Genomic DNA, 18,479 nt, shown 5'->3' with positions numbered 1-18,479 from the left:
GGAAATTATGCAAGAGTTAAAGAAAGACTTATATTTAATAGATAAGGCAGAGCTCCTTCAGGTAATCATGGAGAAGAAGAATGCTCTCTGGAGACTTTGCCAGATTTGCTGCTCTTATCCAAAGGCAGAAAAACATTACGAGATAACATATTCATTTGCCAATGGCTATGAATTTGCAAATTACAGATTAGTTGTGGAGCGTGAGGAAGAGGTTCCATCCATTTCCCGTGTATATAAATCAGCTATCTATTATGAGAATGAAATGCACGAGCTCTGGGGACTTAATGTAGACAACATCAAGGTGGACATGCACGACAAATTATATCGTATAGACGTAGAGACACCATTTTTAGAGAAGGAGGGTGAGTAAGATGGGAAACAGAAGTATAGTACCTTACGGCCCTCAGCATCCGGTACTTCCTGAGCCGATTCATCTTGATCTGGTTCTTGAAGATGAGAAGGTTTTGGCAGCAATTCCTTCTATCGGATTTATCCACAGAGGACTTGAGAGCCTCACAAGCAAGAAAGATTTCAACGAGATGGTATATGTTGCAGAGCGTATTTGCGGTATTTGCTCATACATGCATGGTATGGGATACTGTATGGCTCTCGAAGAGATTATGGGAGTAGAGGTTCCACGCCGTGCCGATTACCTACGTACAATCTGGTGTGAAATGAGCCGTCTCCACAGCCACTTATTATGGCTTGGACTTCTTGCTGATGGCTTTGGATTCGAGTCACTTTTCATGCACTCATGGAGACTTCGCGAGAAAATTCTTGATATGTTTGAGGAATCAACAGGTGGACGCGTTATCTTTTCTGTAAATACTATCGGTGGCGTTCTCAAGGACATGCCGGCTGATATGCTTAAGGATTTTGTTCGTCAGCTTAATGAGATGGAAAAGGAAATCCGTGAGACAACAAGTATTTTCATGGATGACTATACAGTAAAGAGCCGTCTTGTAGATATTGGAATTATCACTGGTGAGGATGCAATTCGTCGTGGTGCCGTTGGACCAATGATGCGTGCATCTGGTATCAATGTTGATATGAGAAAGAATGGATATGCAGCTTACAATGATATTGATTTCGAGGTAATCACTAGCAACAAGTGCGATTCATATGCCCGCTGCGAGGTGCGTATTGGAGAAATCTTCCAGTCAATCGATATCATCAGACAGTGTGTGGAAAAGATTCCTGACACAGAAATAAATACAAAGGTTACAGGCATGCCAAACGGAGAAGCTTTCATCCGCGTGGAGCAGCCTAGAGGAGAGGCATTCTATCATGTTCGTGCCAACGGAACCAAGTTCCTTGACCGATTCAGAGTTCGCACTCCTACCTTCGCCAACATCCCAGCATTGACACAGACTCTTCAGGGATGCCAGTACGGCGACGTACCACTTTTGATATTAACTATCGACCCTTGTATCAGTTGTACTGAGAGGTAATTTAATGAGCTAGTAGGTAACAAGCTCTTAGATTTCTTAAGCGAATCGTGTTAGATGAGCGGAGAAATACTAAGGCTTGTTACTGTAACTAGCGGATTGGAGGAATTATAAATTGGGACAGTTTTTACCATTTACAAAACAAGTAATCAAGAACCTCTTTTCTGAGCCTGCTACAACTCAGTACCCTTTTGTACCACGAGAGTATCCAGAGCGCACAAGAGGTCATGTGGATATCAATAAAGATAATTGCATCCTTTGTGGAATGTGCATGCGCAGCTGCCCACCAGGAGCAATTACAGTTGACAGAGTTGGCAAGACCTGGAGCATCAACCGCTTCGACTGCGTACAGTGTGGCTACTGTGTAGAAAAGTGCCCTAAGAAGTGCCTTTCTATCACACCAGGCTACCAGGAACCAGGTCCAGAAAAATTCGCATATACGGTAGAGGTGCCTTATGAGCCACCGAAACCTGCTGCCAAGCCTGCAACACCTGCTATGGCTAAATAAAAAGAGGCGTTTTGGGTTAGCCAAGGAGTATGATTATCACAAATTAATGATAAGACGGGCGCTGTGGAGCCTCTTGTGATAAATTTATCTGGATTTTTTATCTGATTTATCACATGAGGCTTTTTAAACGGCATGTATTCGTTTTGATGTGATAAACATAATGCACAGTAGGAGAATAATTGTGTAAAATTAGCTGAAATTATATCGCAAGGCAGATCTTAAATGGCATTGAACCGCTATTTTGCGATAATAGAATTTTTTATAGAAGGAAATTCTTAGTATTTGAGGGAATACCGATAATGATAATATACTAAGATTTTCGATTAGTAATACTGGAACACATATTGAGAAATGACAAGAAAATATATTATTAAAGGTTTGGTACAAGGGATAGGCTATAGACCTTGGGTTGCTAAACTTGCAGATGAACTAAATATAGATGGGTATGTGAGAAACACAGGTGGCATAGTGACTGTGGTTGCGTCTGGCGAAAGTGAGCGATTGACTCAGTTTTGCAACAGGCTTTCTTCAGATGTGCCAACTGGTGGCTTTATTACTTCAATAGAAGAGGAAGACCTGGAGGGCCAGAAGATTGAGCCAGGTTTTAAAATCATAAAATCAGATAAAGATGCCGAGAAGAATCTTCCTTTGATTCCAGCAGACATTGCAACATGCGACGAGTGTAAGCGGGAGCTGTTTGATCCTAAGAATCGAAGATACAGACATCCTTTTATCAGCTGTACAGTCTGCGGGCCAAGGTATTCTATTATAGAGAAGCTTCCATATGACAGGGACACTATCACTATGAAAGATTTTGAAATGTGCCCTGATTGCCAGGCAGAATACACAGGTAAAAAAGACAGAAGAAGACATGCCCAGACCATTGCTTGCAAGTCATGTGGGCCTCGTCTGAAATTTACCTATTTAAAGTATAAAAATGCTGACAATATTACGGATGAAAACACTGTTGATAACTATGTGGAAAACTATAACGAAAACGATGTAGATGGCGAAATTACGGCATCTTTATCGTTGATAAATCATGGTGGAATTTTGGCAATCAAAGATATTGGCGGATATCATTTAGCATGTAGTCCATTTAACGAAAAGGCAGTTTCGGCCCTGAGAAATTTAAAACACCGAGAGGCAAAAGCTTTTGCTGTAATGTTTGAAGATGTGGAACAGGTAAAAGAGTTCTGCAAGGTAAATCAGCAGGAGGCAAAGTTGCTTGAGGATCCCGCAAGACCAATAGTGCTAGTAAGAAGAAAGAAACATATTAGTGCAGGCAAAAAGCACATAGCTGAAAATGTTTACCTCACCAGCCCTGATATTGGAGCAATGCTTCCATGTAATCCAGTGCAGATGATGCTGGTGAAAGAATGCGGCCCACTTATTATGACCAGTGGAAATGCCAGCGGCGATGTGCTTGAGATAGATAATAAGAAGATGCTCCAGTGGCTTAAGGAGCGAGTTGCCTCAGGCGAAATAGATGGTACACCTATTGCCATGTTAAGCCATGACAGGAAAATTCTCCGTCCTATGGATGATTCTGTTATGAAGGTGGTGAAAGGGCGTCAGCAGTTTATACGCCGTGGAAGAGGACATGTTCCAAATCCTATCCCTGTGGATATTGATGGAGAAATATTTGCAGCAGGTGGAGATCTTAAATCCAGCTTCTGTTATGTAAAAAATGGACTGGCATATGTAAGCCAGTATTTAGGAGATTTGGAATCTGTAAGCTGCCAGAAGTTTTATAGAAATGAAATGGCTGCTATGGAAAAAATCTTTGGTTTTAAACCGAAGGAAGTAGTGACTGATTTACACCCTGGATACTTTAGCGGTCAGGTGGGCCATGAGTATGCCCAGAAAAAGAACCTGCCAATTCACAAAGTACAGCATCACAAAGCCCATGTTTTATCTGTAATCGCAGAACATAAACTAAAAGGTCCAGTTCTCGGATTTGCATTTGACGGGACAGGATATGGCGAGGATGGAACCGTCTGGGGTAGCGAAGTATTTCTATGGGATGGGAAGTCTGGTATAGGAAGAGTTGCGGATTTGCGCCCATCCAGATTAATCGGAGGAGACGAGGGAGCAAAGAACTGCGACACTATTTTAGTGGGAATTCTTCATGAAAATGGTCATGATGAACTGATTGAAAATGAAAATGCAAAGATTATCAGAACTGCTATCGATAGCGATATAAATGTGGTGACATCTACATCAATGGGACGTCTCTTTGATGCGGTCTCTGCCATGCTTGATATATGCCATTACAATACATACGAGGGCCAGGCCCCTATAGAATTAGAAAACATGGCAGCCCGAACAGAGGAAGTTTATCCATTGTGCTTTGGCGAAAATGGCTCAACAGAAGAAATCTTCTTAGAGATAGCAAATGCAATCACTCATGACGTGCCAAAAGAATCCATAGCAAGAGGATTTATCTACGCTGTAGCAGATTACATTTTGGAGATAGCGACAATTTATTCCGAAAGACTTGGAAAAGAAAAAAAGATAGTCTTGTCAGGAGGTACCTTCCTGAACAGGATACTGTTAGAACGTACAATAGAGTTGCTTGAAGCTGATGGTTTTAAAGTATATATCTCAGAGCAGCTTCCACCAGGAGATGGTGGAATATGCTTAGGTCAGGCTATGGCATCCCGCCTATTGGAGAGATGCTAAAGCCTAGGATACTTCGATATTTTTTACAATAAAATCAGTGCACCTATTCAGCTTTAAATTTTCACTGCCACATTTAGGGCAGACATCCTTAAACTCGTGACGGGTGAATTCACTACCGCAGTCAAGACATTTGACCATGGATTCCTTTACAGTGGCATCCACTTTCACACCTTCAAGGGATGTGCCCTCACTCATTACCTGAAGATATTCTTCGATTATCTCAGGTACATAGTCGCACTGATCACCAAGTAGTAAATGGATTTTATCTACATGGCTGACGCCTGCTGCATCAGCCTGTTTTTTTACCAGGTTAAAAACGTATTCTGTTACCGCTAATTCGTGCATTTTATCCTCCCAAAACATCCAAAAAGTAGTACAATTATACCATATGTTATAAGGTTAGGAGAATAATGTAATGTGTGTTGCAATACCAGGTTTAGTTAAGAAATTAAAGGACGGTAAGGTCACTGTAGATTTCAACGGAAATGAAGTGGAAGCCTACGCCGGACTTGTGAATGTAAAAGAGGGGGATTACGCTTTAGTTCACGCGGGGTGCGTGATTCAAACATTGAAGAAAGATGAAGCAGAAGAAATCATGGAGCTGATGGGAGGCCTTGAGGCGTAATGGAGATTCAGCAGCTTGTTGATTTTTTGAGAGATTATGACGGTGAGAGAATCCGTTTAATGGAGGTGTGTGGCAGTCATACACATGCCATCGCCACCAATGGAATCAGGGATATTCTCTCACCTAAGATAGAGTTATTGTCAGGGCCAGGCTGCCCTGTTTGTGTTACACCTACAGCCTACATAGATAAGCTGATTGAGCTTTGTCTGCAGCCGGACACTACAGTGGTTACCTTTGGTGATTTGTTAAGAGTGCCAGGTTCAAAAGAAAGCCTGAACGAGGCAAAGGGTCGTGGCGGAAGCGTGGAGATGGTGTATTCTCCAATGGATGTGCTTGCCCTTGCGACAGCTAATCCATATCGTAAATACGTATTTGCCGCCGTGGGATTTGAGACTACTGCACCGGTTTACACTTTGCTTTTGGATAATGCCATAGCTCAGGGGCTAAACAACATCCAGCTTCTTACAGCACTTAAAACCATGCCGGGAGCCATCTCATATCTTTGTGACAATGGAGCAGAGATTGACGGATTCATCGCACCAGGCCATGTATGCGCTGTAACAGGTGCTGATTATTTTAATGATTTAGCTGAAAAATATCAGATACCATTTGGTGTATCTGGTTTTGGGGCAAAAGAGCTTGTAATTGCCATCTATGGACTTGTTCAGATGGTGTTAAATAAAGAAAATACAGTTAAGAATTTCTACACCTCAGTAGTGGCTCAGGATAAAAATCCTATCATTGAAAATCAACTGGATAAATATTTTGAGCCTGCTGATGTGGCTTGGCGCGGTATGGGTATCATCCCAAGATCAGGCTTACTACTCAGGGAAGAATATAAACAGTTTGATGCAGGTAGTAAGGGCCTTGATGTGGATAACAAGAAGAATAAAGCCTGCAAATGTGGAGAAATTCTTATGGGCAAGGCAAAACCTACCGACTGCCCATTATTCGGAAAAGTCTGCACGCCTATGTCACCACAGGGGGCATGTATGGTGTCAGAGGAAGGAAGTTGTTTTAACGACTATCTGAACAAGAATTAATAGAACGATTAAAAATATAAATGAACAAATTCCAATTAACAATCTATTAGAACTTTGAACGAGACATGTTAGTCGGGTGAGAAGTTACTAATGATTGTTAATGTAGGGATTTGTGGATTAGGATTAAATTATGGAGAAGATAATTATGGAGCATGGCTCAGGGGGCCGTGCCACCGGTGAACTTATAAGAGAGATTTTTGAATCCCAGTTTAACAGCGATGTACTTTCAGAGATGGAGGATGCGGCAGTCGTTCCAGGTGATGGCACTATTGCCATGACCACTGACAGCTTTGTGGTAACACCGCTTGAATTTCCAGGAGGAGATATAGGTCGCCTGTGCATTTGCGGTACGGTAAATGACCTATGTATGAGAGGTGCCGTTCCAAAATACATCACCTGCGGATTTATCTTAGAGGAAGGTGCCGATGTTGCTACTCTCAGAAGAATTGTAAAATCCATGGCAGAGACTGCTGAGGAAGCTGGTGTAAAAATCGTTGCTGGAGATACGAAGGTTATAGAGGGTGATGGTGGAATTTACATTAACACTGCCGGAGTGGGATTTGTCCCAAAGGGCATCGACATTAAGGCAAAGAATGCCAGTCAAGATGACGTTATCATCGTTTCGGGAAATGTGGGAGATCACCATGCCACAGTCCTTAGCCAGCGCATGGGCATCAAAAATACTATCGTAAGTGACAACGCACCTCTTCAGGAGATGGTTGGGAAATTAATCGAAAATAAGATTCCTGTTCATGTCCTTAGAGATGTGACAAGAGGCGGCCTTGCCACAGTTTTAAAAGAATTAGCCCTGGCTAGTGGCCTGAGATTTGATATTTTACAGGAAAAACTTCCAGTGGACCCACAGGTAAAATCATTCTGCGGCCTTCTTGGACTTGATCCATTATATATGGGAAATGAAGGTAAGCTTGTGGCCATTGTCCCAAAGGAATACGGCGTAGATGCTGTAGAAATCATAAAGGGATGCCAGTATGGAGAGAATGCCTGCATGATAGGTTCTGTGAACGAGCCATCTGATGAATCAGAAAGGGGTGCCCTTATAATGAAGACAGAAATAGGCGGAAGACGCTTCCTCGACATCCTTCAGGGGGAGGGTTTGCCTCGCATCTGTTAAGTAATACCAATAGAAGATAAACCCCAACGTCACCAATAGTTAACATAAAGTTCATAACTAGTTTGGGGGTTAGTATGCTATAATATAACTACACATCCTAATTAACAACCATAATAAGGAGGATGCTTGCTGTGGGCAAAACAGTTTTGATAGTTGATGACTCCCGATTTATGCGTGCGGTAGTCAGAAATGAATGCGAAAGAAATGGCTGTACTGTTGTAGCCGAAGCTGACTGTAGTGACGGAGCAGTGGAAAAATACAAAGAGTTCAAGCCTGACATAGTAACTATGGACATCACGATGACTGTCGATGGACACACTGTAGGTCGTAGTTCTAATGGAATCGATGCTATTAAGCAGATTAAGGAATATGATCCTGAAGCCAAGATTCTTGTAGTAAGTGCTATGGGCCAGAAATGTTACGTTATTGAAGCCATCGAAGCTGGGGCCAAAGATTTTGTTATTAAGCCTTTTGACGAGACTAGATTTGCAGAGGCATTATCTCATTTCATGTAAATATTTAATATTGATTTCTAAGGGTTACGTTTTGTAGCCCTTTTTAATTGGATGCAACGGAAACTCGGGTTTTTGGTGCGTAAAAGACACCTGTGTATAAACTAGATGATCCAAAAGAAAAAGACCGAGTTTTCGGTCTTTTTGAGGGGAGTATAAATAATTAATAAGGGTATGATAAGGAAACTCCTTATCATGGTTGTGATTATAATATAGTTAATCGACTAATGCAAGGAAAAGTTGAAAAAAGATAACATCTAGTCTAAGATATTTTTAGTTAGTTAAGTAATAGGAGATTTAGAATTGCCAAAAACATTTACCATTAGCTGCCCATGTCACTTTGGACTTGAGGCACCATTAAAAAGAGAAATTTATGATTTAGGCTACGACATTACAGAAGTTACTGATGGAAGAGTGACTTTCACAGGTGATGCCGAGGCTGTTTGTCGCGCAAATATCCATCTGCGCACAGCGGAAAGAGTCCTTGTAGAAGTGGGCCGTTTTCACGCTACCACATTCGAGGAGCTTTTCCAGGGAATCAAGGCTCTCCCATGGGAAGAGTACATTCCAGAGAATGGTAAATTCTGGGTTACAAAGGCTACATCTGTAAAGAGTAAGCTTTTTTCCCTTACAGATATTCAGTCCATTGCGAAAAAAGCAATGGTTGAGCGCATGAAGACATATTATGACGTTCAGTGGTTTAAAGAGGACGGAGCAGACTATCCTGTTCGTATCTTCTTATTAAAGGATGATGTGGTAGTTACACTTGATTCTACAGGTACACCACTTCACAAGAGAGGTTACCGTACTTACACCAGCAAGGCTCCACTTTCAGAGACTATGGCTGCAGCACTTATTCAGCTGACACCATGGCGTGCTGACAGAATTTTGGTGGATCCATTCTGCGGTTCAGGTACATTTTTGATTGAGGCAGCCATGATTGCCGCAAATATCGCACCAGGCCTCAATAGAGATTTCACTTCTATGGACTGGACAAACCTTATCTCGCCAAAGCTTTGGAATGAGCTTTTGGATGAGGCAAGAGAAGAGGTTGATACATCAGTTGATTGCGACCTTCAGGGATTTGATATTGATCCTGATATGGTAAAGATTGCCCGCCTTAATGCAAAGCAGGCAGGCGTTGACCATATGATTCATTTCCAGGTGAGAGATGTTGGTGCCCTTAGCCATCCAAAGAAATATGGATTTATCCTGACAAATCCTCCATACGGAGAGCGTCTTGAAGATAAGAAAGATTTACCAGAGATTTATGGTAAGCTTGGAAAAGCCTATGCAGCGCTTGATAGCTGGTCTATGTATGTAATCACCAGCTACGAAGATGCACCAAAGTCAATTGGAAGAAAAGCAGATAAAAACCGCAAGATATATAACGGAATGATAAAGACTTATTTTTATCAGTTCCTAGGACCAAAGCCTAAGAAAAAGGACTAGAAGATGAGACTTTCCAAAAGATTTACGGTGTTTTTCTTAATAATAGCAATCACCGTATTTGGAAAATTAAATAATTGGAACGACAGGTATGCAGCCGTCGAATCATTTAGAGGAGCAGCTTTAAATGAGGACGTGCTGTATCCTTTAATGTCTAAAAATTTAAATGACTCAGGAAAACTGAGGCTTTACATAAATAATATTCTTTATACCAGTTACGAGCAGGATGCCATTTTAGATGACAGGCTTAATCCTGTAGGATCTTTGGAGTTTATCCGCAGCGTTTTAAGAGGGTCAGCTTTTATGGAAGATGACGGCTGTGCGGTAGTTCAGATTTCCAATAACATCTATGAATTTCTTGTAGATAATAAGACTGCCACTGCAAATGGTGAGGATATGGATTTGGCCATCAAGCCATCTATGCATATGGGCAGATTGTATGTGGGACTAAAGGATTTATGTGATATTTTCGGTTATGAATATTCTTATGACCGCTCAACATATACTGCACACATTAAAATCAGCAAGATTCCAAAGCTTCCTCTCACCTATGATTTGAGAGATATGGACAGAGTAAGCTTCATTAGAAACCAGGGCTCTAACGCCACTTGCTGGGCGTGTGCATCTTTAGAGGCACTGGAGTCATCTCTGTTGCCTGCATCACAGTACAAATTCTCTGTTGATTCAATGATTAATAACAACAGCTTTAATTTGGATGAGTCTGCCGGTGGAGAGTACACCATGGCGTTGGCCTATCTGCTTTCATGGCAGGGTCCGGTTGAAGATGAAAATGAAGGCGGTCTTATTCAGGAGCTTACAGGTGAGACCACACCACCTTCAATACATTTGCAGGAAGCTCATTTCTATGACTCGGAAAATCTGGATGACATAAAGTGGGCAGTTTACAAATATGGTGGTGTTTCCACATCTATTTATGCAAGTGTTAATACAGCTAATTTGAATGGGTCAAGCTGCTACAACCGCAGCACTAACTCATATTGTTATACAGGAAATGCAAAGCCAAATCATGACGTGGTAATCATCGGCTGGGACGACAACTATCCAGCGGAGAATTTTAGCACTGAAGTGCCTCGCAGCGGAGCTTTCATTTGCCAAAACAGTTGGGGAAGTGGTTTTGGAGATGACGGTGTATTTTACATTTCCTATTATGATTCAAATATTGGAAATCAGGCGGTTTCTTACGTAAAGGTAGATACCAACAATACATATAACTACATTTACCAAAGTGATTTATGCGGCTGGGTTGGTCAGATTGGTTACAGTAAGGAATGGGCATACGGCTGCAACACATTTACAGCTGAGGCAAATCAGCAGATAGAGGCAGCAGGCTTCTATGCATTGGGAAAAGATACAAGTTATCAGATATATTTTGTGCCAGATTATAAAAACACCAGCACACTTTCTTCAAAGGAAATTGTTGCTTCAGGAACAGTAGACCAGGCGGGGTATTATACTGTAAAATTTAATCAGGCGAAAACAGTGGAAAAGGGAGAAAACTTCGCTATTATTCTCTACATAAACACACCAGACACCAAGCGTCCACTTGCAGTAGAGTACGTCAGTGATTCAATGACAGCTAATGTTGACATCACAGACGGCAAAGGTTTTATCAGCAACAATGGATTGGACTGGGAAAATGTAGAGGATGTTGCAAAGGCAAATCTTTGTATCAAAGCCTATGCAAACGATGTCGTTGAGGTATTCGAGGACGACAAATAATTTTTCCCGTAAGGGAGCGGAGAGATAATGTAATGGAAAATAAGGTTTTGGGGGCCTTCACGGCTATCATCCTGGCGGTGGTAATTGCCATGAGCTGTCTGCTTATTTATGTACCAAACATGCATATCATTGCACTGAAGGTACAGGACAGCAAGGTGTCAGGGGGACGTGTATCCGTAATGGATATGCTTCGTGCTTCTGATGAAGAATTGCAGGAAGACTCTGAGGAGATTGTACAGGATGTTTTAAAGGGACATCAGATACGATTAACATTGCCTCAGAATGTTACCAGCGCAGGGGTTTCAATTATTAATGATTATGTAAATCGAAATATCGCAATTACGATAAATGGAATTGGAAAGGATTACTTTTCCAAATATCCTATGCGTGGAAATGCAGATAATATCGTGGATGTTATCTACGACAGCGAGAATTTGATTGGCGTTATAGAGATTGCCCTCGATGATGTTAAAGAGGTACAGATGACCTCTGAGGGCGAATACATTTATCTGGATTTTCTTGACCCACACGACGTATATGATTATGTTGTGGTTGTGGATGCTGGCCATGGAGGAAATGTGCCAGGTGCCACAAAGATGGGTGTTAACGAAAAGGATTTGGATTTACAGTTTGTTCTCCAGCTGAAGAGACTGTTCGATCAGAGTGGAAAGAATATTGGTGTTTACTACACTAGAACTGACGATAGCAATCCATCCTTTGAATCCAGAGTTGGTTTGGCAAATGATTCTGATGCGGATCTATTCCTATCAATACACAACAATTCTACCGCTTCTGGTAGAATGTCTTCCATCAATGGAACAGAGGTTATGTACAAGGGCGCCGATACCACAGGCAATTCAAAGCGCTTTGCTTCATTATGCCTTGATAACCTGCTTAATGCTTTAGGCTCAAAGTCAAAGGGCACAGTAGTGGGAGACGAGGTATACATTATCAGAATGTCTCAGGCTCCGGTGGCGCTGGTAGAGGTAGGCTTTATGACCAACACAAAAGAGCTTGAAAAGCTTCAGGACAATGAGTATCAGAAGAAGACTGCGGGGGCGCTGTATGATGCCATCGTAGCGTATCTTTATGAAAAATAAGTGAGCCAGTAGCTATCAATCTCTGAGTGTTGCTGAAAGGAACATCTAGTGACTGAAAGCAATATCTCAGGATTGAGAGAGTAACTGGCGGAGGGAATTATTTATGAAAACTAGAATTATTTTTGCAACAGGAAACAAAAACAAGCTTCGCGAAATCAAAGAAATTCTTGGTGAAGAAAAATATGAGATTCTTACCATGAAGGAAGCAGGAATCGACATTGATATTGTTGAGGATGGTAAAACATTCGAAGAGAATTCTTTGATTAAGTCCCGCTCTATAGCAGAACACGCTAAAGATGCAATTGTTCTTGCCGATGACAGCGGACTGGAGATTGATGCTTTAAATAAAGAGCCAGGTATCTATTCAGCCAGATATATGGGTGAGGATACTTCTTACGATATTAAGAATGCAAATCTTATTGAGAGACTTGAGGGAGTTGAAAAGCAGGATAGAAGCGCACGATTTGTATGTGCCGTTTCAGCAGTTTTCCCAGATGGTAAAGAGGCAGTAGTCCGCGGAACAATCGAGGGCTATATCGGCTGGGAGCCAATGGGAACAAACGGCTTTGGCTACGACCCAATCTTCTATCTTTGGGATAAGGATGTGAGCACAGCAAGCATCAGCCCTGAGGAGAAGAATGCAATCAGCCACAGAGGCCAGGCTCTTAGAATGATAAAGGAAGAAATTATTAAGCATGAAAATATTAGTTGTTAGTGATACACATGGCAGATCAGAAAATTTGAGGGATGCCATTCATATAGAAAAACCTGATATGATTTACCACCTGGGGGATGGTCAGGGGGTAGAGGACAATCTCTGGATGATGTCCGAGGCACCTGCAGAATGTGTCTGCGGAAACTGTGACTGGGGCGGTAGTTTACCAAATGAGCTTGTTCTTGAAGCAGGCAATCATCATATCCTCATTACTCATGGCCATTATTATGGTGTTAGCTATGGATATGATAAGATTGCTGAGGCTGCAAAGGCAAAGGGCTGTGACATAGCTTTATATGGTCATACCCACGTTCCAACTATCGATCACTATCAGGATTTAATTATCGCAAACCCTGGAAGTATAGCATTTCCAAGACAGGAATCACGTGAACACACTTATATGACAATTTTAGTAGATAATAGTGGTGAGCTGACAATGGAACTGCATTCACTCGAGGAATACGATAGAACACATGGAAATTAAAGTTGTAATTGAAGATGTTGTTCCTGAGAAGGAATATATATTGATGACTAAGCCAAATGAGTCCATTACCTTTGTAGAGGCGATGGACCGTTTGGGTTTCAAATATTACAGACCTTGCGGAGGCTTTGGTAAGTGCCTTAGCTGTGCTGTAAGGTTTGTGTATGGCGCGCCAGAAATGACCGCCGACGATGAACGAGCACTTGAATTTTGGGAAATGCGAAATGGTTGGAGACTGGGATGTAAATGCGTCATCACTAAAGACTGTAAAATTCAGGTGCCAAAGAGACTTGTATCTGAAATAAATTCTATAGGAGTTCCTCAAACTACGGAGGAGCTTCCTCTTGATAAGACCAACATAGCTATCGCTGTGGATGTTGGCACCACTACACTTGCCGCTACGGCAATAGATCTTAATACTGGAAAAGTTTTACGGCAGCATACTTGGACAAACGGCCAGACTAAATATGGAATGGATGTTATGAGCCGAATTAAGGCTGCTATAGATGGTCATGGTGAGGAGCTTCAGCAGTTAGTTATTGGTGATTTAATGAAAATGGGTGTAAAAATCATTGGTGAAGATTTTCTTACCCATAAAGTGGTTATGTCCGGAAATACGGTAATGACGCATTTGCTTTTAAATTATCCTGTGGATGGAATGGCAAAGTATCCATTTGTTCCATACACTTTGGATGCAGTTAAATTTAGGGAAGAGCGAAGAGATATCTTTTTCATGCCTTCTATCAGTGCCTTTGTTGGAGGCGATATAGTATCAGGTCTGTTTTATATAAAAGAACAGGCAAAGGCTCGAAAAGAGGAAGACGATACTTTCCTGATGGTAGATATGGGAACAAATGCGGAGCTTGTTTTGTTTGATGGAGAAAAATACTGGTGCTCATCTGCATCAGCAGGGCCTGCCTTAGAGGGCGCCAGTCTGAAATGTGGAGTGGCATCTGTCCGCGGTGCCATCAATCATCTTTCAATCCATGGAAGAGAAGTAAAATATACAACTATCGGCGGAGAGAAGGCAATCGGTCTTTGTGGAAGTGGTATTATCGATTTGATTCACGAGCTGCGCCGTAACAATATTATTGATGATGGCGGTCTTTTAATTGATGAATATTCTGAGACAGGATTTCCTGTGGCAGAAGATATAGTGATTTCTGGAGAGGATATCCAACAGGTGATTCTTGCAAAGGCAGCTATACGAGCTGGTATTGAAATGCTTCTTGATGCTGCCAAGCTTAGTTTGGAGCATATCGATCATCTTTATGTGGCAGGAGGACTTGGCTCATCAGTAAGTATTTGGGCGGCAGCGGGAATAGGTCTTTTTCCAAAGGAACTGATTCCGAAATTTGAATCAGTAGGCAATGCTTCTCTTCATGGTGATATCGCATTTATCATGAATCCAGATGAAGATGCGTTGAAAGAAATAAAGGAAAATTCGCAAATTGTAATACTTGCAACGGACCCAAAATTCGAAAAGCTTTTCCTTGAAAACTTGAATTTATCATAACTGTGAATTAATTGAGAACAATTAGTGTATTTACACAGGGGACGACATATGTATGTTAAGATGACCTTATACACCTGTAAATTAGGTGAATATAGAAAGGAGTCTAGTTATGGCAAAGTATGTATGTCCTGTTTGTGGTTACATTCATGAAGGTGACAATCCACCTGATGAGTGTCCAGTATGTCATGTGAGTGGTGATAAGTTCAAAAAGGTTGAGGGTGAGATTACCCTTGCGGCTGAGCATGTATTTGGCGTTTATGGCGCTACAGTAAAGAACAATCCTGATATTACTGACGAAGATAAAAAGTACATCTTCGAGCAGCTCAAGGCTAATTTTGAAGGTGAGTGCTCAGAAGTTGGAATGTATCTTTGTATGGCTCGCGTGGCGCACAGAGAGGGCTACCCAGAGATTGGTCTCTATTGGGAAAAGGCAGCTTGGGAAGAGGCTGAGCATGCTTGCAAGTTTGCAGAGCTCCTTGGCTCTGACTTAGAGTCAAACATGACTGATTCTACAAAGAAGAATCTTGCTTGGCGTGTTGACTGCGAGTTCGGAGCTACACAGGGTAAGGTTGATTTGGCAACCTGCGCAAAGAAGAATAATCTGGATGCCATCCACGACACAGTTCATGAGATGGCTCGCGACGAAGCCCGCCACGGAAAGGCGTTGGAAGGCTTCCTCAACCGTTACTTTAAATAGTGATAAATGTATTTTTATTTAGGACACCTGCATAATGTAGGTGTCCTATTTATATTTAGCCAGTAGGCATCAAGCTCTAATATTTCTTAAGCGAAGCCTTTTGTGGCTGAGCGTAGAAATAATTTGGCTTGTAGCCGTAACTGGCTAGTAAGTGTAACAGATGCTAATTTAATGTAGATTATACTTTAATTCTTTATCACTTTAGTACTTCGATTTGCATCCACTTTAAAGTGTGTATATAATAAAAAAACTTGGTTCAATAGAAGGAGAGATATATTTATTATGAAAGAACAATTTAAACCTTACATTCCAGCGGATAAGGTTACTCCAGAGATGACTCCTACATCTATTATTATGGGTCTTCTTCTTGCGGTAATCTTTGGCGCTGCTAACGCATATCTTGGTCTTAGAGTTGGTATGACAGTATCTGCATCTATTCCAGCCGCAGTTATTTCAATGGCTGTTATCCGCGTTATCATGAAAAAGGATTCAATCCTTGAAAGCAATATGGTTCAGACAATCGGTTCTGCAGGTGAAAGCCTTGCAGCAGGTGCTATCTTTACAATGCCAGCACTTTTCATCTGGGCTAAGGAAGGTGTTATGGACAAGCCTTCACTTATTACAATTACAGTAATCGCACTTTTTGGTGGTCTCCTTGGTGTATTCTTCATGGTTCCACTTCGTAGTGCACTTATCGTTCAGGAGCACGGTGTGCTTCCATATCCAGAGGGAACAGCTTGCGCAGAGGTTCTTCTTGCAGGTGAGGAAGGTGGTTCATCTGCTAAGTCTGTATTTGTTGGTATGGGTATTGGTGCAGCTGTAAAGTTCATCGTTGATGGTCTTTGCGCAATCCAGGGCGTATTCACAATTAAGCTTCAGTCTCTTAAGACAGAGTTTTCTGCTCAGGTATATCCAGCACTTGTTTCTGTTGGTTACATCTGTGGCCCACGTATCTCTGCATATATGTTTGCAGGTGGTGTACTTGGATGGTTCGTACTTATTCCAGCTATTGTTGCTTTTGGTGGCGACATGGTTATGTACCCAGCTAGCGCTTCTGTTGCAGAGCTTTATGCAGCACATGGTGCATCAGCTATCTGGTCAAACTACATCAAGTATATTGGTGCAGGTGCCGTAGCTTCAGCTGGTATCATTTCACTTATAAAGACACTTCCACTTATCGTTAGAACATTTGTGGATTCAATCAAGAGCATCAAGACTGCAGGTTCTACATCTACAGAGCGTACAGCACGTGATATGGACATTCGTTTTGTACTTGGCTCTATCGTAGTTCTTATTCTTGCAATTTGGCTTGTACCAGCAGTACCTGTTACACTTCTTGGCGCAATCATCATCGTTGTATTCGGTTTCTTCTTTAGTGCCGTTTCTTCACGTATGGTTGGTCTTGTAGGTAGCTCAAACAACCCTGTTTCAGGTATGACAATCGCTACTATCCTTATCGCAACAATCTGTCTTAAGGCTATGGGTGATACAGGCGTACACGGAATGACAGGTGCTATCGCAATCGGTTCAGTTATTTGTATCGCAGCTTGTATGGCTGGTGATACTTCACAGGATTTAAAGACAGGTTATATCCTTGGTGCTACACCAGTTAAGCAGCAGATTGGTGAAATTATCGGTACTGTTGCAGCAGCACTTGCAATTGGTGGCGTTATGGTACTTCTTGATTCAGCATACGGATTTGGTTCAGACAAGCTTGCAGCTCCACAGGCTACAATGATGAAGATGGTTATCGAAGGTGTTATGGATGGAAATCTTCCTTGGACACTTATTTTCATCGGTGCTTTCATCTCTATCACAATCGAGATCCTTGGCATTGCAGCGCTTCCAGTTTCTATTGGTCTTTACCTTCCACTTGAGCTTTCTGCTACAATTATGATTGGTGGCCTTATTAGAAAGTTTGCAGATGCAAAATTCGGCAACAAGGAAGACGAGTCAGGAAAGGGTATCCTCTTCTGCTCAGGACTTATCGCTGGTGAAGGTATCATAGGTGTACTTCTTGCTATTCTTAAAGTAGCTGGTATTACTGATAAGATGGATCTTAGCTCAGTAATTCCAACAGGTAATGCACCAGCACTTATTCTTATCGTGTTAATCGCAGCTGCAGTATATAAGGCAGCCATGGGAAAGAAGAATGACAAATAAAGAAAACTATTTAGATTTCGTATATGCGATAAATTCTGACCTCATCTGGACTCTTTCCGAGTCCGGAGAGGTCATTGTTGAAATGGAAAATAAAGGATTTACAAACCGCGTGGCTCAGAAGTTTTTTAAGAAACCTGCAGTCAGCAAAATTACCCTGGAGGGCATGGGTTCCTTTATCTGGACCTGCATCGATGGAAAGCGTAGCGTCTTTGATATCGGTGGGCTTGTACATGACAAATATGGTGATGAAGCCGAGCCCCTCTACGAGCGCCTCAGTGTTTATATGAAGCACCTTGAGCAGTTTGGGTTTGTGAAAAGAGTAAAATAAAGATGAGTTTATCTCAGAGGTTTAGTCTATGGCTAAACCTCTTTTTATTTGAGCTTTGTCCATTCTATCTGCCAAGAGCCCCAGTCAAGTGCAAGGCCTGGCGGCTCGGCTTCGCCGCCTCTTGACAGCGACTCTTTTGGCAGATACTAGGCAAACAAGCTCAAAAAAAATAGGACTGTGGCGAAGCCCTTTGTCAAAAGATAACGAGAATATGCAATTTATAAGAATGGCTCTGACAAAAATTTGCCTGCAAGTTTCTTATTTTGTCACTGGACAACGAAGGTATGCGACTTACAGAACGCTTCCTGACAAAAAATGACTATTATTAAAGTTTTTT

General features: G+C 41.8%; 18 protein-coding genes. 17 read left to right on the top strand and 1 reads right to left on the bottom strand.

What is annotated here, in order from left to right:
• Positions 1 to 7 precede the first annotated feature (7 nt).
• The 4 genes from G592_RS0100090 (at position 8) to hypF (ending at position 4,641) form a co-directional block, all read left to right on the top strand.
• Positions 8 to 370, top strand: coding sequence for an NADH-quinone oxidoreductase subunit C (locus G592_RS0100090; RefSeq protein ID WP_036951296.1), 363 nt, complete (start codon positions 8 to 10; stop codon positions 368 to 370).
• 1 nt (position 371) lies between these two features.
• Entirely contained in the window at positions 372 to 1,451 is a 1,080-nt protein-coding gene (locus tag G592_RS0100085; RefSeq protein ID WP_028246016.1) for a nickel-dependent hydrogenase large subunit, read from the top strand.
• A gap of 112 nt (positions 1,452 to 1,563) precedes the next feature.
• Positions 1,564 to 1,956 carry a 4Fe-4S dicluster domain-containing protein gene (locus tag G592_RS0100080; RefSeq protein WP_028246015.1) on the top strand — a complete coding sequence of 131 codons (393 nt, stop codon included), beginning with the start codon at positions 1,564 to 1,566 and terminating at the stop codon, positions 1,954 to 1,956.
• A 351-nt stretch (positions 1,957 to 2,307) separates the two neighbouring features.
• The gene (gene hypF / locus G592_RS0100075; RefSeq protein ID WP_028246014.1) at positions 2,308 to 4,641 is read left to right on the top strand and encodes a carbamoyltransferase HypF; all 2,334 of its coding nucleotides are present in this window, start codon (positions 2,308 to 2,310) and stop codon (positions 4,639 to 4,641) included.
• Positions 4,642 to 4,644: 3 nt separating this feature from the next.
• On the opposite strand, the gene G592_RS0100070 is transcribed toward hypF, so the two are convergent.
• The gene (locus G592_RS0100070) at positions 4,645 to 4,986 is read right to left on the bottom strand and encodes a hydrogenase maturation nickel metallochaperone HypA (protein WP_028246013.1); all 342 of its coding nucleotides are present in this window, start codon (positions 4,984 to 4,986) and stop codon (positions 4,645 to 4,647) included.
• 70 nt (positions 4,987 to 5,056) lie between these two features.
• Here G592_RS0100070 and G592_RS0100065 point away from each other — a divergent pair, with 70 nt between their 5' ends.
• The 13 genes from G592_RS0100065 to G592_RS0100005 all read left to right on the top strand — a co-directional run bounded on the left by G592_RS0100065 (position 5,057) and on the right by G592_RS0100005 (position 18,142).
• Entirely contained in the window at positions 5,057 to 5,266 is a 210-nt protein-coding gene (locus tag G592_RS0100065; protein ID WP_028246012.1) for a HypC/HybG/HupF family hydrogenase formation chaperone, read from the top strand.
• Positions 5,266 to 6,309 (top strand): hydrogenase formation protein HypD, encoded by a 1,044-nt coding sequence (gene hypD, locus G592_RS0100060; protein ID WP_028246011.1) that lies wholly within the window; start codon positions 5,266 to 5,268, stop codon positions 6,307 to 6,309. The genes G592_RS0100065 and hypD overlap by 1 nt, the downstream gene beginning before the upstream one ends.
• A 130-nt stretch (positions 6,310 to 6,439) precedes the next feature.
• Positions 6,440 to 7,441 carry a hydrogenase expression/formation protein HypE gene (gene hypE / locus G592_RS0100055; RefSeq protein ID WP_028246010.1) on the top strand — a complete coding sequence of 334 codons (1,002 nt, stop codon included), beginning with the start codon at positions 6,440 to 6,442 and terminating at the stop codon, positions 7,439 to 7,441.
• 131 nt (positions 7,442 to 7,572) lie between these two features.
• Positions 7,573 to 7,956 (top strand): response regulator, encoded by a 384-nt coding sequence (locus G592_RS0100050; RefSeq protein WP_028246009.1) that lies wholly within the window; start codon positions 7,573 to 7,575, stop codon positions 7,954 to 7,956.
• Between the two features lie 300 nt (positions 7,957 to 8,256).
• Positions 8,257 to 9,405, top strand: coding sequence for a THUMP domain-containing class I SAM-dependent RNA methyltransferase (locus G592_RS0100045; protein ID WP_028246008.1), 1,149 nt, complete (start codon positions 8,257 to 8,259; stop codon positions 9,403 to 9,405).
• A gap of 3 nt (positions 9,406 to 9,408) precedes the next feature.
• Positions 9,409 to 11,142 (top strand): lectin like domain-containing protein, encoded by a 1,734-nt coding sequence (locus tag G592_RS0100040; RefSeq protein WP_028246007.1) that lies wholly within the window; start codon positions 9,409 to 9,411, stop codon positions 11,140 to 11,142.
• A gap of 32 nt (positions 11,143 to 11,174) precedes the next feature.
• Positions 11,175 to 12,242: an N-acetylmuramoyl-L-alanine amidase family protein gene (locus G592_RS0100035; protein WP_028246006.1), complete on the top strand. Its 1,068-nt coding sequence runs from the start codon at positions 11,175 to 11,177 to the stop codon at positions 12,240 to 12,242.
• Positions 12,243 to 12,345: 103 nt separating this feature from the next.
• On the top strand, positions 12,346 to 12,957 hold the full coding sequence (gene rdgB, locus G592_RS0100030) for an RdgB/HAM1 family non-canonical purine NTP pyrophosphatase (RefSeq protein ID WP_028246005.1): 612 nt from the start codon (positions 12,346 to 12,348) through the stop codon (positions 12,955 to 12,957).
• Positions 12,938 to 13,441, top strand: a complete 504-nt coding sequence (locus G592_RS0100025) for a metallophosphoesterase family protein (protein ID WP_028246004.1) — start codon at positions 12,938 to 12,940, stop codon at positions 13,439 to 13,441. The genes rdgB and G592_RS0100025 overlap by 20 nt, the downstream gene beginning before the upstream one ends.
• A complete protein-coding gene (locus G592_RS0100020; protein ID WP_028246003.1) occupies positions 13,431 to 14,954 on the top strand; it encodes an ASKHA domain-containing protein in 1,524 nt (507 codons plus the stop codon). Before G592_RS0100025 ends, G592_RS0100020 begins: the two co-directional genes overlap by 11 nt.
• 109 nt (positions 14,955 to 15,063) lie before the next feature.
• Entirely contained in the window at positions 15,064 to 15,651 is a 588-nt protein-coding gene (locus G592_RS0100015; RefSeq protein WP_028246002.1) for an NADH peroxidase, read from the top strand.
• A gap of 282 nt (positions 15,652 to 15,933) precedes the next feature.
• A complete protein-coding gene (locus tag G592_RS0100010; RefSeq protein ID WP_028246001.1) occupies positions 15,934 to 17,814 on the top strand; it encodes an OPT family oligopeptide transporter in 1,881 nt (626 codons plus the stop codon).
• Positions 17,804 to 18,142 (top strand): PqqD family protein, encoded by a 339-nt coding sequence (locus tag G592_RS0100005; protein WP_028246000.1) that lies wholly within the window; start codon positions 17,804 to 17,806, stop codon positions 18,140 to 18,142. Before G592_RS0100010 ends, G592_RS0100005 begins: the two co-directional genes overlap by 11 nt.
• Positions 18,143 to 18,479: the final 337 nt, after the last annotated feature.

The sequence above is a fragment of the Pseudobutyrivibrio ruminis CF1b genome (assembly GCF_000424005.1).
Taxonomy (GTDB): domain Bacteria; phylum Bacillota; class Clostridia; order Lachnospirales; family Lachnospiraceae; genus Pseudobutyrivibrio; species Pseudobutyrivibrio ruminis_C.
Note: the sequence above shows the minus strand (reverse complement) of the source record. Positions and strands in the feature narration are given on the sequence as shown.

What these genes read in the sequence shown, in the direction of transcription:
- G592_RS0100090 (WP_036951296.1), top strand. Translation starts at nt 8, where the DNA reads ATGCAAGAGTTAAAGAAAGACTTATATTTAATAGATAAGGCAGAGCTC.
- G592_RS0100085 (WP_028246016.1), top strand. Translation starts at nt 372, where the DNA reads ATGGGAAACAGAAGTATAGTACCTTACGGCCCTCAGCATCCGGTACTT.
- hypF (WP_028246014.1), top strand. Translation starts at nt 2,308, where the DNA reads ATGACAAGAAAATATATTATTAAAGGTTTGGTACAAGGGATAGGCTAT.
- G592_RS0100070 (WP_028246013.1), bottom strand. Translation starts at nt 4,986, where the DNA reads ATGCACGAATTAGCGGTAACAGAATACGTTTTTAACCTGGTAAAAAAA.
- G592_RS0100065 (WP_028246012.1), top strand. Translation starts at nt 5,057, where the DNA reads ATGTGTGTTGCAATACCAGGTTTAGTTAAGAAATTAAAGGACGGTAAG.
- hypD (WP_028246011.1), top strand. Translation starts at nt 5,266, where the DNA reads ATGGAGATTCAGCAGCTTGTTGATTTTTTGAGAGATTATGACGGTGAG.
- hypE (WP_028246010.1), top strand. Translation starts at nt 6,440, where the DNA reads ATGGAGAAGATAATTATGGAGCATGGCTCAGGGGGCCGTGCCACCGGT.
- G592_RS0100040 (WP_028246007.1), top strand. Translation starts at nt 9,409, where the DNA reads ATGAGACTTTCCAAAAGATTTACGGTGTTTTTCTTAATAATAGCAATC.
- G592_RS0100035 (WP_028246006.1), top strand. Translation starts at nt 11,175, where the DNA reads ATGGAAAATAAGGTTTTGGGGGCCTTCACGGCTATCATCCTGGCGGTG.
- rdgB (WP_028246005.1), top strand. Translation starts at nt 12,346, where the DNA reads ATGAAAACTAGAATTATTTTTGCAACAGGAAACAAAAACAAGCTTCGC.
- G592_RS0100025 (WP_028246004.1), top strand. Translation starts at nt 12,938, where the DNA reads ATGAAAATATTAGTTGTTAGTGATACACATGGCAGATCAGAAAATTTG.
- G592_RS0100020 (WP_028246003.1), top strand. Translation starts at nt 13,431, where the DNA reads ATGGAAATTAAAGTTGTAATTGAAGATGTTGTTCCTGAGAAGGAATAT.
- G592_RS0100015 (WP_028246002.1), top strand. Translation starts at nt 15,064, where the DNA reads ATGGCAAAGTATGTATGTCCTGTTTGTGGTTACATTCATGAAGGTGAC.
- G592_RS0100010 (WP_028246001.1), top strand. Translation starts at nt 15,934, where the DNA reads ATGAAAGAACAATTTAAACCTTACATTCCAGCGGATAAGGTTACTCCA.
- G592_RS0100005 (WP_028246000.1), top strand. Translation starts at nt 17,804, where the DNA reads ATGACAAATAAAGAAAACTATTTAGATTTCGTATATGCGATAAATTCT.